Annotated in this window: 12 protein-coding genes and 1 pseudogene; 9 read left to right on the top strand and 4 right to left on the bottom strand. The window is 67.9% G+C overall.

Features of this window, described 5'->3' with window-relative positions:
- The first annotated feature begins 20 nt into the window (after positions 1-20).
- The 6 genes from oleC (at position 21) to ACE3T8_RS11730 (ending at position 7,078) form a co-directional block, all read left to right on the top strand.
- Positions 21-1,685, top strand: coding sequence for an olefin beta-lactone synthetase (gene oleC, locus ACE3T8_RS11755; protein WP_374609380.1), 1,665 nt, complete (start codon positions 21-23; stop codon positions 1,683-1,685).
- A complete protein-coding gene (oleD, locus tag ACE3T8_RS11750; protein WP_374609379.1) occupies positions 1,682-2,677 on the top strand; it encodes a 2-alkyl-3-oxoalkanoate reductase in 996 nt (331 codons plus the stop codon). The genes oleC and oleD overlap by 4 nt, the downstream gene beginning before the upstream one ends.
- Positions 2,678-2,922: 245 nt before the next feature.
- Positions 2,923-3,561: an SCP2 domain-containing protein gene (locus tag ACE3T8_RS11745; RefSeq protein WP_374609378.1), complete on the top strand. Its 639-nt coding sequence runs from the start codon at positions 2,923-2,925 to the stop codon at positions 3,559-3,561.
- Entirely contained in the window at positions 3,558-5,210 is a 1,653-nt protein-coding gene (gene ubiB, locus ACE3T8_RS11740; RefSeq protein ID WP_374609377.1) for a ubiquinone biosynthesis regulatory protein kinase UbiB, read from the top strand. Before ACE3T8_RS11745 ends, ubiB begins: the two co-directional genes overlap by 4 nt.
- Before the next feature lie 154 nt (positions 5,211-5,364).
- Entirely contained in the window at positions 5,365-6,306 is a 942-nt protein-coding gene (locus ACE3T8_RS11735; RefSeq protein WP_374609414.1) for a cation diffusion facilitator family transporter, read from the top strand.
- Between the two features lie 40 nt (positions 6,307-6,346).
- Positions 6,347-7,078 carry a pseudouridine synthase gene (locus ACE3T8_RS11730; protein ID WP_374609376.1) on the top strand — a complete coding sequence of 244 codons (732 nt, stop codon included), beginning with the start codon at positions 6,347-6,349 and terminating at the stop codon, positions 7,076-7,078.
- Positions 7,079-7,085: 7 nt separating this feature from the next.
- Here ACE3T8_RS11730 and ACE3T8_RS11725 read toward each other — a convergent pair whose 3' ends face one another.
- Positions 7,086-7,604 carry a DUF2059 domain-containing protein gene (locus tag ACE3T8_RS11725; protein ID WP_374609375.1) on the bottom strand — a complete coding sequence of 173 codons (519 nt, stop codon included), beginning with the start codon at positions 7,602-7,604 and terminating at the stop codon, positions 7,086-7,088.
- Between the two features lie 75 nt (positions 7,605-7,679).
- Here ACE3T8_RS11725 and arfB point away from each other — a divergent pair, with 75 nt between their 5' ends.
- The gene (arfB, locus tag ACE3T8_RS11720) at positions 7,680-8,093 is read left to right on the top strand and encodes an alternative ribosome rescue aminoacyl-tRNA hydrolase ArfB (protein ID WP_374609374.1); all 414 of its coding nucleotides are present in this window, start codon (positions 7,680-7,682) and stop codon (positions 8,091-8,093) included.
- Between the two features lie 53 nt (positions 8,094-8,146).
- Entirely contained in the window at positions 8,147-8,713 is a 567-nt protein-coding gene (locus ACE3T8_RS11715; RefSeq protein WP_374609413.1) for a 1-acyl-sn-glycerol-3-phosphate acyltransferase, read from the top strand.
- Between the two features lie 54 nt (positions 8,714-8,767).
- Here the strand turns inward: ACE3T8_RS11715 and ACE3T8_RS11710 are convergent, their stop codons facing one another.
- From ACE3T8_RS11710 to ACE3T8_RS11700, 3 genes are all read right to left on the bottom strand, one after another.
- Positions 8,768-11,818 (bottom strand): TonB-dependent receptor domain-containing protein, encoded by a 3,051-nt coding sequence (locus tag ACE3T8_RS11710; RefSeq protein ID WP_374609373.1) that lies wholly within the window; start codon positions 11,816-11,818, stop codon positions 8,768-8,770.
- A 91-nt stretch (positions 11,819-11,909) separates the two neighbouring features.
- Complete coding sequence (locus ACE3T8_RS11705) at positions 11,910-12,995, bottom strand: FecR domain-containing protein (protein WP_374609372.1); 1,086 nt, start codon at positions 12,993-12,995, stop codon at positions 11,910-11,912.
- Positions 12,940-13,512, bottom strand: coding sequence for an RNA polymerase sigma factor (locus ACE3T8_RS11700; protein WP_374609371.1), 573 nt, complete (start codon positions 13,510-13,512; stop codon positions 12,940-12,942). Before ACE3T8_RS11700 ends, ACE3T8_RS11705 begins: the two co-directional genes overlap by 56 nt.
- Before the next feature lie 86 nt (positions 13,513-13,598).
- On the opposite strand from ACE3T8_RS11700, the pseudogene ACE3T8_RS11695 reads away from it, so the two are divergent.
- A pseudogene (locus tag ACE3T8_RS11695) lies at positions 13,599-14,099 on the top strand (cyanophycinase); the annotation flags it as partial.
- Between the last annotated feature and the right edge of the window lie 309 nt (positions 14,100-14,408).

The raw sequence follows: 14,408 nt of genomic DNA, 5'->3' as shown, positions 1-14,408 counted from the left end.
TTGTCGGCGACAATGCGCGCATGAGCGAGACGCAACCCGAGACCTGCAACATCGCCGCCGCATTGCCGCGGCTGGCCCGCGAGCGCCCGGAACAGGTCGCGATGCGCTGCCCGGGTCGCAACGGTCGCTACGAGGTTGCACTGACCTATGCGCAACTCGACGCGCGCAGCGATGCCATCGCCGCCGGGCTGGCGATGCGCGGCATCGTCCGCGGCACCCGCACGGTGGTGATGGTGCGGCCCACGCCCGAGTTCTTCCTGCTGATGTTCGCCCTGTTCAAGGCCGGCGCGGTGCCGGTGCTGGTCGATCCCGGCATCGACAAGCGCGCCCTGAAGCAATGCCTGGACGAAGCGAAGCCGGAAGCATTCATCGGCGTCCCGCTGGCGATGCTGGCGAAGACATTGCTGCGATGGGCGGCGTCGGCACGCGTGCGCGTCACCACCGGCATGCGCGCATGGCTGGCCGATGCCACCTTGGTCGAGGTCGAACGCGACGGTGCGAACGCGCCACCGCAACTGGCGGATACGCAACCTGACGACGTGGCCGGCATCCTCTTCACCAGCGGCAGCACCGGCGTGCCCAAGGGCGTGGTGTACCGGCACCGGCATTTCGTCGCCCAGATCGAGATGTTGCGCAACGCATTCGGCATCGCGCCCGGCGGCATCGACCTGCCCACGTTCCCGCCGTTCGCCTTGTTCGATCCGGCGCTGGGGCTGACCTCGGTCATCCCCGACATGGATCCGACCCAACCGGCGCGCGCCGATCCGCGCAAGCTGCATGCGGCGATCGCGCGCTTCGGCATCACCCAGTTGTTCGGCTCGCCCGCGTTGATGCAGGTGCTGGCGAGGCATGGCGAGAAACTGCCGACGGTGAAGCGCGTCACCAGCGCCGGTGCTCCGGTGCCACCTGCGGTGGTGCAGCGCATGTTCGAATTGCTGCCGGCCGATGCGCAGTTGTGGACGCCGTACGGGGCCACCGAATGCCTGCCGGTCGCGGTGATCGAGGGCCGCGAGCTGCTGACCCTGCGCACGCGCACCGAGACCGGTGCCGGTACCTGTGTCGGCCGCCCGGTGGCGGGCAACACCGTGCGCATCATCCGCATCAGTGATGACGCGATCCCGGCATGGGACGACGCCTTGCGGGTCGGCGTGGGGCAGGTCGGCGAGATCACGGTGGCCGGGCCGAGCGCGACCGACAGCTACTTCAATCGCGACGCGCAGACCGCCTTGGCCAAGATCCGCGAAGCCTTGCCCGACGGCAGCGAGCGCAGCGTCCATCGCATGGGCGACCTGGGCTGGTGTGACGGCGAAGGCCGGCTGTGGTTCTGCGGGCGCAAGTCGCAACGCGTGGTCGTCGATGACCTCACCACGCTGTGCACCGAGCAGGTCGAACCGGTGTTCAACACGCATCCGTCGGTGTTGCGCAGTGCGCTGGTCGGGATCGGCGCGAAAGGCGCGCAGATCCCGGTGCTGGTCTATGAATTGAAGCCCGGGGTGACGGCCGATGTGGCGGAAGTGAACGACGAACTGCGCCACATCGGCGAGGGCTTCGTGCACACCGCCAAGGTGAAGGCGTTCCTGCGCTACCCGAAGCCCTTTCCCGTCGACATCCGCCACAACGCCAAGATCGGGCGTGAAACCTTGGCGGCGTGGGCGGTGAAGCAACCCTTGAAGGAGAGCGAATGAAGATCCTCGTGACCGGCGGTGGCGGTTTCCTCGGCCAAGCGCTCTGTCGAGGGCTGGTTGCGCGCGGACATGACGTCACCAGCTTCAATCGCGGGCACTATCCGGCGCTGGATGCACTCGGCGTGCGCCAGGTCGCGGGCGATCTGGCCGATCGCGATGCGGTGCTCACTGCATTTGCCGGTGGCTTCGATGCCGTGTTCCACAACGCGGCGAAAGCCGGCGCATGGGGCAGTTACGACAGCTACCACCAGGCCAATGTGGTCGGCACGCAGAACGTGCTCGATGCCTGCCGCGCGCACGGCATCGGCAAGCTGGTCTACACCTCCACGCCCAGCGTCACCCATCGCGCCACCCATCCGGTCGAAGGCGGCACCGCGGAGACCGTGCCCTACGGCGAGCATTTCCAGGCGCATTACGCGACCACCAAGACCATCGCCGAGAAAGCCGTGCTGGCCGCGAACGATGCCAATCTGGCCACAATCGCATTGCGCCCGCGCCTGATCTGGGGCCCGGGCGACAACCAGATCCTGCCGCGCCTGGTGGAACGCGCGAACGCCGGTCGCCTGCGCATCGTCGGCGACGGCGGCAACAAGGTAGACACGACCTTCATCGACAACGCCGCGCAGGCGCATCTGGATGCGTTCGAGCATCTCGCGCCCGGTGCGGCGTGCGCGGGCAAGGCCTATTTCATCAGCAACGGCGAGCCTTGGCCGATGCGCGATGTGCTCAATGGCCTGCTGCGCGCGGCCGGCGCGCCGATCGTGAGCAAGCGCCTGCCGTTCGGCGTGGCCTATGCGGTCGGCGTCATCTGCGAGGGGCTGTGGTCGGTGTTGCCGCTGAAGGGCGAGCCGCCGATGACGCGCTTCCTCGCCGAACAGCTGTCGACGTCGCATTGGTATTCGATGGCGCCGGCTACCCGCGATTTCGGCTACGTGCCGAAGGTGACGATGGCGGAAGGGCTGGAGCGCTTGCGGTTGTCGATTCGTTCATAGCGCGGAACGACCACATCGCGACAACGGTAGCCAGCTGGCCTGTGGGTTTGCGCAGAGCGGGCCATGGGTGAGGGCAGTCTGCTTGCGCGGCATTGCCGCGCGACTGCATGAACGCCCAGCGCATGCGCTGGGCCGGGAGAGCCGCGCAGCGGCGTGCCCGCGCCCGCGACTCAGTCCTGGATGACTGGATGGAGCGGCTGCGCAAACCCACAGGCCGGCTGGCGGGGCGCAGCTACAATGCCCGCATGACCGAAGCCGCCTTCAACTGGAAGCAACCCGCCGGCAAGGCGCTGGAAGTCGCGCTCAACCGCGCGCTGGCGCTGGATGCGGAAACGCAGGTCGCCTTGCGCGGGCTGGATGGGCAACGGGTTGCGCTGCAACTGACCTCGCCGCCGCTGGCGCTGCAGGTGCGCGTGGACGGCGATGCCTTGCGCGTGGGACCGGTCGATGCGGATCGCGAACCCGACCTCGGCGTTCGTACGACGCTGGCCGGCCTGCTCGGCCAGATCCCGCTGTTCCGCCGTGACGACGCACCGCCGGTCGGCAAGCTGCGCATCGAGGGCGATGCCGAACTCGCGCGCCGCCTGCAGCAGCTGGCGCAGCGCTTCGATCCCGACTGGGCGCTGCCGTTCACCCGCGTGTTCGGCGACGTGCTGGGCGTGCAGATCGCGAAGGCGGTGTCGGCCGGATTGAGGCAGGCACAAGTTGCCGGCAAGAACTTCGCGGAAACCGCCGCCGAGTTCGTCACCGAGGAGAGCCGCGACGTGGTGCCTCGCGCCGAGCTCGATGCCTTCCACGACGATGTCGACGCGCTGCGCGACGACGTCGAGCGCATCGCCGCGAAGATCGCGCGCATGCGCCGCGAACGCGGGCTCGACGCATGAAGTCGGCCCTGCGCGCGCTGCGGATCGGCCGGGTGCTGCTGCGCTACCGGCTGGACGATTTGCTCGACGACACCCCGGCCGAGCGCTGGCTGAAACTGATGCGGCCGTTCGTGCCGCGTGCCTCGGCGCAAGTGGCATCGTTGTCGCGCGGCGAGCGCCTGCGCCTGGCGTTGCAGGAGCTGGGCCCGATCTTCGTCAAGTTCGGGCAGATCCTCTCGACCCGGCGGGACCTGGTGCCGCCGGACATCGCCGAGGAACTCACCCACCTGCAGGACCGGGTGGCGCCGTTTGATGGCGTGCGGGCGCGCGACATCGTCCAGCAGGCGCTGGGCCGCGACGTCGCCGAAGCCTACGAAAGTTTCGACACCACGCCGCTGGCCTCGGCCAGCATCGCGCAGGTGCATGCGGCCACGCTGCACGGCGGCCGCGAGGTCGTGGTCAAGGTGCTGCGCCCGGAGATCAAGCGGCAGATCGCCGCCGACGTGGCGTTGCTCAATGGTGTCGCCGCGATCGTCGAACGCACTCATCCCGCCGCCGACAAGATCCGTCCGCGCGAGATCGTGGCCGAGATCGAGACCACGCTCGCCGCCGAACTCGACCTGCAGCGCGAAGCCGGCAACGCCAGCGTGCTTCGCCGCAACTGGATCGATTCGCCGGACCTGTACGTGCCGGAGGTGATCTGGTCGCACACCGCCGAGCGTGCGATGACGATGGAGCGCGTGCGCGGCATCCCGTCCGACGACATCGCCGCGCTGGATGCCGCCGGCATCGACCGCAAGGCGCTGGCGGCGAAGGGTGTGCGCGTGTTCTACCAGCAGGTGTTCCGCGACAATTTCTTCCATGCCGATGCCCACGCCGGCAACATCTGGGTGGATGCCACGCGCAAGCAGAATCCGCGCTTCATCGCGCTGGATTTCGGGATCATGGGCCAGCTCTCCAGCGAGGATCAGTACTACCTCGCCGAGAACTTCATGGCGATCTTCAACCGCGACTACCGGCGCATCGCCGAGTTGCACGTGCAGGCCGGCTGGATGCCGTCGCACATCCGCATCGATGAACTGGAAGCCGCGGCGCGCGCGGTCTGCGAGCCGTACTTCACCCGTCCGCTCAGCGAGATCTCGCTGGCGGAAGTGCTGGTCAAGCTGTTCCGCACCGCGCAGCGCTATGAGCTCACCCTGCAGCCGCAGTTGATCCTGCTGCAGAAGACCTTGCTCAACATCGAGGGCGTGGGCCGGCAGCTGGATCCGGAGATCGACATCTGGGCGGTGGCGAAACCGGTCCTCGAGAAAATCCTGGTCGAACGCTACAGCCCGCAGCGACTGGCCGGCGAATTCCGCAAGCGCCTGCCGGAGATGATCACCCGCGCACCGGACGTGCCGCGCCTGCTGCATGCCTGGCTGCAGCAGCAGGTCGAGGGCAAGCACGAGCTGTCGATGCGCTCGCGCGACCTGGCCGAACTCACCCGCATTGCGCATGCCGCGCAGAAGCGCGTGGTCGCGGCGGTGCTCGGCTCCGGCCTGCTGATCGTGGCCGCGGTACTGTACGCGCTGGAAGCCGGGGGTCCGCAATTGCTGGGCGTGCCGGTGTCGACCTGGGTGGCCGGCATCGGTGGTGCCTGGGCCCTGCTGGCGGCGTGGCCGCGGCGCTGACCCACGCGTTTCGCGGCGGATCCAGGCGCTGTGGCTGCCAGGGCCTCATGGCCCGATCCTGTCGCCGTGCGCACCGCCACGCGACGCAGTGAGATTGTGTAACCGGTGCATCCGTCGCTAGGGTTCGGCCTTGGCGAATCGCGATGGCAGGCAGATGGGCGCAGGCCACGACCACAAGCACGATCACCACGGGCATGACCACGGCAGCGCCGGCCACAGCCATGTGCCCAGCGAGATCAAGTTCGAGCGTCCGCTGTGGATCGCGCTCGGGCTGACCCTGGCGTTCCTGGTGGTGGAAGTGGTCGGCGGCCTGCTGACCAACAGCCTGGCGCTGCTGTCCGATGCGGCGCACATGATGACCGACGTCATCGCGCTGGGGGTGTCGTTGTTCGCGGTGCGGATGGCGCGCAGGCCGGCGGACGCGAAGCGCACCTACGGCTATGCGCGGATGGAAGCGATCGGTGCGCTGGTCAACGGTGGCCTGCTGTTCCTGGTCGCCGGCTACATCCTGTGGGAAGCGATCGGCCGCTTCAGCCAGCCGCCGCATGTGGAATCCAACGGCATGTTGCTGGTCGCCGTGCTCGGCCTGGTGGTGAACCTGATCTCGATGAAGTTGTTGCAGGCCGGCGCGGGCGAGAGCCTGAACATGAAGGGCGCCTACCTGGAGGTGTGGAGCGACATGCTCGGCTCACTGGGGGTGATCGCCGGCGCAGTGCTGATCCGTTTCACCGGCTGGACCGTGGTCGATCCGATCATCGCGGTGTTGATCGGGCTGTGGGTGCTGCCACGCACGTGGACGCTGCTGCGCGCGGCCGGCCACGTGCTGATGCAGGGCGTGCCCCCAGGCCTGGACATCGACGAGATCCGCGATGCGATGGCGTCGCAACCCGACGTCGCCACCGTGCACGACCTGCATGTCTGGGCGTTGGGGTCGAAGGAGCCGATCCTCACCGCGCATGTCCTGCTGGCCAACGATGCGGTCGATGCGGACGCGGTGCGCCATGCGATGGCCACGATGCTGCACGAGCGCTTCGACATCGGCCACGCCACCCTGCAGGTGGAGCGCCGGCACTGCGGCGGCGACCTGCACGCCTGAGCGGGCGGATCGACGCGGGCGCGATGCGGGACAATGGCGCATGACCGACCTTGCGCCCGATGCCCCGCCGATCGACCTCGACCTGCCGGTCCTCTTTTGCGACGAGGCACTTGCGGTGGTGTGCAAGCCGGCCGGCCTGATGGTCCACGACAGCGCCTTGGCGCGCGGCGAAACCGATTTCGCCGCGGATCGCCTGCGTGAGCAGTTCGGCAAGCCGATCTTCCTGGTGCATCGGCTGGATCGCGCGACCAGCGGCTGCCTGCTGCTGGCCTTCGACCGCGAGACCGCCTCCGCGCTCGGCAAGACCCTGATGTCGCACGAGGTCGAGAAGGACTACTGGGCGGTCTGCCGCGGCTGGCCGGCGGAGCAGGCGTTCACCATCGATCATCCGCTCGATGGTGGTCCCGGCAAGCCGCAGAAGAAACCCGCGATCACCGACTTCGAGGTGCTGGGCCGCTGCGAGTTGTCGCTGCCGTCCGCCGGCTTCGACACCTCGCGCTATGCGTGGTTGCGCGCCTCGCCACGGACCGGCCGTTTCCGCCAGATCCGCCGCCACCTCAAGCACCAGTTCCATCACCTCGTCGGCGACAGCAGCCACGGCGATGGCCGCCACAACCGCAACTTCCGCATGCTCGGCATCCATCGCATGCTGCTGCATGCACGGCGATTGGCGTTCGTGCACCCGCACGCCACCGAGCGCATCGAAACGCTTGCGCCCGTGGATGCGGAATTCGGGAAGGCGCTGGCGTTGTTCGACGCCGTGCCGCGCTGAAAACGACTCAGTCCTTGCGCGACTTCGCTTCCTTGTCGATGTCGGCCTTGATGTCTTCCATCAGGCCCTGCATCAGCGGCTGCATTTCCTGCATGGTCAGCGACATCGCCTGCGGTGCCTTGCGCAGGATCGAGCTGCCTTCGGCACTGCCGTAGAACGCGATCATCGCGTCCACTTCCGGCTTGCTGAACAGCTGCAGGTAGACCTTGCGGATGATCGGTTCGATCGCCGGCCAGGACATCCGCTTCTTCACCAGCGCGTCGGTGCGCGCGGTCACCGACTTCATGCGTGCGCGATCGGCATCGGACAGGTCCTCGCCGAAAGCCTCGTCCACCATCTGCCCCTGCACGGCGGACATCTGGTCCATCATCCCGGCCATCATCGCCTGCATGTCCATCACCTCCAGCAGGCGGTCGATGTCGGCGGCGGTCGCCTGTTGCGGCGCGGGCACGGGATCGGCGGCGAACGCCGGCATGGCGAACGTGGTGGACAGGGCGAGGGCGAGGGCAAGGCCGAGACGGCGCATGGCAGGTTCCGTGGGGGATGGGTGCGGCATCGTCCCAACCCGATCGGCGGATGGCAACCGCTCTACAATCGCGCCATGCAGGTCGGCCCCCTTTCCATCGACGACGACGAACTCATCGAACGCTTCGTGCGGGCGTCGGGTCCGGGTGGGCAGAACGTCAACAAGGTCGCCACCGCGGTGGAGCTGCGCTTCGACGTGGCGCAGTCGCCCTCGCTGACGGAGCCCGTGCGCGAACGCCTGCTGGCCAAGTGCGACCGGCGCATGACCAACGAGGGCGTGCTGGTGCTCGCCGCGCAGCGCTTCCGCACCCAGGAGCGCAACCGGCAGGATGCGCGCGAACGGCTGGCGCATTTCATCGAAGGCGGACTTCACGTGCCGAAGCCACGGGTCGCGACCAGACCGTCGCGCGGGGCGAAGGAGCGCCGCCTGGGCGAGAAGCGTGGGCGTGCGACGATCAAGCAGGGACGTTCCGGGAAGGATTGGGAGTGAGCAACGCACGTGCCAATGACGTCGTGCTTGCGCTGCCGCCGAACGCGCCGCGGATGCCGCGCAACCGGTTCCTTGAAGGGCTGGGTCGTGGCGTGCTGCGGCTTGGCGGCTGGCGCATGGTCGGTGCGTTCCCGGACCTGCCGAAATTCGTGCTGATCGCCGCGCCGCATTCGTCCAACTGGGACGGCGTGTGGGGCGTGGCGGTGAAGCTGGCGATGGGCGTGAAGCTGTCGATCCTGGGCAAGGATGCGCTGGTGAAGCTGCCGCTGTTCGGGCCGCTGGCGGTGTGGCAGGGCGTGATCGGGGTCGACCGCACCGCCGCGCATGGCGTGGTGGAGCAGGCGGTGATGGCGATCCGCAACGCCGACCGCATGTGGTTCACCATCGCCCCGGAAGGCACGCGCAAATGGGTGGAGCGCTGGAAGCCCGGCTTCTGGCACATCGCCCGCGCCGCCGGGGTACCGGTGGTGCCGGCGTATTTCGATTACGCCAACAAGGTGATCGGCATCGGCCCGCTGCTCGAACTCACCGACGACATGCATGCCGACATCGCCCGCATCCAGCGCTGGTACAAGCCGTTCAAGGGACGCAACCACGACGTGCTGCAACCTGCGGAGTGAGCGAAAAAAAGCCCCGGCATGCCGGGGCTGGAAGCGTCATCACGCGGGGTGGGATTACAACGCCTTGCCGCCAAACTTCCAGGTGAACTCCAGGAAGAAACTGCGGCCCTGGGTGTCGAACCACGAGATGTCGTAGTACGGATAGCTGGTGTAGGTCGGGTCTGCAGGCGGCTTCTTGTCCATCAGGTTGTTCACGGTCAGCGACAGCTGTGCGTGGTCGGTGAACTTGTATTGCATGTTCGCGTTGTAGCGGTAGGTGGCGGGGATGGTCGGACCCGGATCGCCCTCTTCCCACACTTCATCGTAGGACCAGCCATTCGGCAGGCGGCCGAGGCGGCGCCCCTGCAGCGACGCCGACCATGCGTTCCGTTCCCACGACACGCGCGCCGTCGACTTGACCCGCGGGATGTCGTAGCCGCTGTTCACGGCGAACATGTCGACCACGGGCTCGTCCGGGTAGACCTGGATGTCATGCATGCGCACCCAGGTGTGGTTGCCGCTGAGGCGGAAGGTGCCGATGCCGGTTTCCAGGCGGTAGTTGGCGCTCAGGTCGACCCCGCTGGTGCGTTCGCGGGCGATGTTGATCGGGTTGACGTGCACGCCGTAGATACCGCCGTCCTGCAGGCGGGTGATGCGCGCCAGCGTGTCCACGCACAGTGGCGAGGAGATCGGCTGTACGCCGGTCCGGCATTCGAACTCGTTGCGCATGACCTCGCTCGCGCGCAGGTCCTGCACCTGGTTGCGCATGTCGATGGAGAAGTAGTCCAGCGAGACGTCGATCTTGCTGGAAGGCGACCACACCAGGCCTGCGGTCCACGAATCGCTGGTCTCGGGGTTGAGTTCGCGGTTGCCGGCGCGGCTGCGGATGATGCCTTCGTCGCTGTAGCTGCAGTCGTCGAGATCCTCGTCCGGCTCCTCCATCGCGCAGCGGTAGTAATCGGGCACAGAGGTTTCGTCGTTGCCGGGGCCGGAGTAGACGTAATGCAGGTCCGGCGCACGGAACGCGGTGCCGTAGGAGCCGCGCACCAGCAGGCTTTCGATTGGTCGCCATTCCACGCCCGCGCTCCAGGTCGGCTTGCCGACCGTACGGCCGGCGAAGCGGTACTGGTCGTAGCGACCGGCCAGGCTGAAGTTCAGCGAGTCCAGCACCGGCATGCGCAGTTCGCTGGCCAGTGCCCAGCGGTCGCGTCCGCCCTTGCCATCGGAATCCTTCCAGCTGTAGTAGTAGTACTGCGTCGCCAGCGGATCCGGCTTCAGGTCGTAGTCCTGGTGGCCGACTTCCGCAGTTGCCGCGAACCCGGCCGCGCCGCCGGGCAACTGGAACAGGTCGCCCTGGGTCAGCGTGAAGGACAGGGTCTGGCTGGCCGACTGCGGGTGGTACGTGGTGTAGGCGAAGATGCTGTCGTACTCGGCGCGGGTCAGCGGCGTGTACATGCGCGAGTACGGTGCATTGAAGATCGGGAAACCGTCCTCGTCCACGCCAAGCTGCGGGCCCAGGAACAGCGCATTGGCCTTGGCGGCGACGATCTGCGGCCAGCTGATCTCGGCCTTGTACTGCGAATGGCTGAAGGCGACCTCGTAGTCCCAGTCCTCGCCGAACACGCCCTTGAAGCCGGTGGTGAGCGAGAAGGTCTTCTGCACGGTGTTGACCATGCCGTTCTGCAGGCCGCCCATTTCCTCGACGGTGAACTGGCGTTGCCAGTACTCGACTTGTTCGGTGGCCTGGTTGTAGAAATAACCCTCTTCGTTGCCGTCCGGCATCATCAGCGACCAGCTGCGAGGCGCGCGGAACAACGAGACCTCGTGGCGACCGGCCTGCACATCGGCGAACCACTCGCCGCCATTGCCGAACATGTAGCTCAGCGAGGCGTAGGTGTTCATGCCCTTGCGTTCGCTGATCATGGTGCGGTACGCCACCGCGCGATCGCTGCCGCAATAGTTGCCGTAGTTGCGGCGGTAGGCGTACTGCATCGTGCCTTCATTGAGGCCGGACAGGCCTTCGCAGGTGGCCTCGCCCGGATCGATGTAGTCGTCCCACCAGTCGGTGATCAGGAAGTTGCGCGCGGGATAGCCGTAGCGGGTCGGGTTGGGTGCATCGAAGCTGGAGTCCTGCTGGTCGCGCTGGAAGCCCCAGAGCGGCTTCTGGTTGCGGTATTCCAAGCCGGCCACCAGGTTGAACGCCCCGCGTGAAAACCCGCTGGACACATTGAGCACGTGCGATTCACCGCCTCCATGGTCGTTCCAGCCGTAGCGGTAGTCGAGCGTGGTGCCGTCCGCTTCCTTTTTCAGGATGAAATTGACCACCCCGGAGATCGCGTCGGAGCCATAGATCGCCGAGGCGCTGCCGGTCAGCACTTCGATGCGGTCGATCATGCCGAGCGGGATGCTGGAAATGTCGGTGAAATTGCTGCGTCCGCCAAACGGCATCGGGAAGTCGGCGATGCGGCGGCCATTGACCAGCACCAGGGTGTGGTTGGGGCCCAGGCCGCGCAGGTCGACCTGTTGCGCGCCCGGCGAGAAATCGGCCCCGCCTGCGGATTGCTGGCTCTGGGTTTCGCCACCGTTCTGTGTCAGCGACTGCATCACCTCGGGCACGCTGGTGAATCCGCTGGCGCGGATGTCCTCGGAGGTGATCGTGGTGATCGGCGCCGGGCCTTCCACCTGCGCGCGCGGAATGCGCGAGCCGGTGACCTGTATGGTCTGCAGGTCGGTGACCGGCGCGTCCGCGGGCACCGACTGCGCGGGAGTGGCTTGCGCGGCGCGCGGTGGGGGAGGCGCGGCCGGTGCCGGCTTCGGGGCCGCCTGCGGCACGATGACGACGGCGCCGGAGGCATCACGCTGGGCGCGATAGCCGCTGCCCTTGAGCAGGGCGTCCAGCGCCTGCGGCGAAGCCGTTTGGCCCTGCACGCCGGCACTGCGCGCGCCTTTCAGCTGGTCGGCGCGGTAGACCAGCTGGGTGCCGGACTGGCGCGCGTAGGCATCCAGCGCTACGGCGAGGTCGCCGGCGGGGATGTCGATGCGGGGGGCGGTCTGCGCCTGCGCGGCAAGCGCGGCGGAACAGGCCAGGGACAGCAACAGGGCGCGCAACGGACGTGTTGGTTTCAAGACAGTTCCCCATGCGCCTTGTATTCGGCGCTTCCAGTGATCAGGACGAACGAGCCGGCGAAATCCCCCTGCCGACTTGAATGCAATGTCTTCAGCGGCTGCGCAGGACGATGCGGTCGCCGGTGTGCTCGGCGTGCACCGGGAAGCCCTGTTCGAGCAGGCGGACGAAGGCGGTGGCGTTGTCGGCGCGGAAGCTGCCGCCGATCCGCAAGGCGCCGGCCTCGGCATCGCCGATCACCAGCTTGCGCGCGTTGTAGCGATTGAACTCGGCGGCGGCCTCGGCCAGGGTGGTGTCGCGGAAGGCCAGCAGGCCCTGGCGCCAGTCGAGCAGGCGCTCGGCATCCTCCAGCGCCACGCTGCGCAGCAGCACGTCCTCGCCGTGGACGATCGCGATGCTGCCGGCCGGCAGCAGCGAGGCCGGTCGTGCAGCAGAACCGGTGGCCCGGGATTCCAGGCGCACCGTGCCTTCGGTCACCACCACGCGCAGGTCGGGGCCGTCGCGGCGTACCGAGAAGCGGGTGCCCACTGCGACCACGTCATGCCCGCCGGCGGCGACCACGAACGGGCGGTTCGGGTCCTTGGCCACGCTGAAGAAGGCCTCGCCCTGTTCCAGCGCGATGTGGCGTTGCTTGCGCGAGAGGCGCACGTCGATGCGGCTGTCGCTGGCCAGGATCGCCTGCGAGCCGTCGGCCAGCGGCAAGGTCCCGGTCGCGCCCAATGCGGTCTGCAGGTGTGCGCTGTCGACGCGGTTGTAGGCGCGCCAACCCAGGCCAGTGGCCAGCGTGCAGGTGATCAACAGCACCGCGGCGGCGGCGACATGCGGCAGCCGCGTGCGGCGGGTGGCGGCACGCGGTGCCAGTTCGATGCGTTCGCCCGCGGGCGTGGTCCAGTAGCCGCGCGGTGGCGGCCCCGATTGCCGCCAGCCCGCGGCCAGCGCCTGCAGCCGGTCGCTTTCCGACCATGCCGCCTGCAGGCGCAGGAACGCGACCCGATGCCCGGTGTCCGCGCCGAGCCAGGCCTGCAGCGCGGCTTCGTCCTCGTTCGTCCACGCATTGAACTCGCGACGCGCCAGCCACTCGGCTGCGCATTGCTCGATGCTCCGGCTGTCGCCGGGCGGATGGTCAATCGGCGCGCTGCTGTCCATCACGGCGGTCCGCAGCGGCGGCCTTTGCTTCATGCACGCCATCGCTGCCGTGCAGGTGGTCGGCGAGCAGGCGCATGCCCTTGGCGATGTGCTTTTCCACGGTTTTCTCGCTGATCCCCAGGCGCATGGCCACTTCCTTTTGCGACAGGTCCTCGACGCGGCGCAGCCAGACCACCTCGCGGCAGCGGTCGGGCAGGCGGTCGAAGGCCTCGGCAAGCCGCAGCAATCCCTGCCTGCCGCCGCACCAGCGCTCCGGCGACACGTCATCCACCAAGACGTGCGAAGGCTCGAAATCACCCATCGGCTCGATCGAGACCACCCGGCTGCGGCGCAGGCGGTCGGTCATGAGATGCCGCGCACTGGCGAACAGGAACGACTTGGGCTGGGTCGGCAGCGACTTGGCCGCGGCCTCGTAGACCCGCGCGTAGACTTCCTGGCGCAGGTCGTGGATCTCGTCGCGGCGCGACCAGCAGCGCTGCAGGTAGCGCACGAGCGCGTCCTCGTGGACGAGGATCTCGTCGATGAACCAGCGGTCGAGCTCGGCCTGCATCGCGGCACCATAGCCGAGAACGGGGGAAACCGTGCCGCCGTTCGTCTTCCAACGTGGCTGCCGATGACGGCGAATGAGGACACCCGATGATGCGACGTGCCGGCGTTTCGAAACTCCTTGCAGCGGCACTTGGCTTGCTGTTGGCCGGTGGCGCGATGGCTGCGGATGTGGGCCATTACGTGATCGGCGACGTCGCGGCGAAGACGCCCGGCAAGGTCCAGCCCGGCCTGCTGCTGATGGGCGGCGGCGACCGCAACTTCGATGCGATGCGCTGGTTCATGAAGCAGGCCGGCAACGGCCACATCGTGGTCCTGCGCGCGTCGCAGGGCGGCGAGATCGGCGAGGAATTCTTCAACGAGGTCGGTGGGATCAAGTCGGTCGAGACCTTCGTGTTCAAGGATCGCGAGGCGTCCACCGATCCGAAGATCCTCGCCGCGCTGAAGCGCGCGGACGGCATCTTCCTGGCCGGCGGCGACCAGTCGCGCTACGTGCGCTACTGGCGCGGCACCCCGGTCGCCGAGGCGCTTGACGCACACGTGCGCGCCGGCAAGCCGCTCGGCGGCACCAGCGCCGGCCTGGCGATGCAGGGCGAATATTTGTACGGCGCGATGGACGGCGGCAGCCAGGTCAGCCCGGACGCGCTGGCCGACCCGCTCGGCGACGGCAACACCATCGAAACCGACTTCCTGCACATCGCCCAGCTCAAGGGCGTGATCACCGACACCCACTTCAGCGAACGCGGCCGCCTGGGCCGGCTGATCGCCTTCGTCGCCAAGGGCGAGCACATCGCCGGCAAGCCGCTGATCGGGCTGGGCGTGGACGAGGATGCCGCGGTCGCGGTCGAAGCCGATGGCCGTTCGCGCGTGTACGCCACTGCGCCGGGTGCCGGCGCGATC

The organism is Thermomonas sp., from assembly GCF_041919455.1.
Lineage (GTDB): Bacteria > Pseudomonadota > Gammaproteobacteria > Xanthomonadales > Xanthomonadaceae > Thermomonas.
Note: the sequence above shows the minus strand (reverse complement) of the source record. Positions and strands in the feature narration are given on the sequence as shown.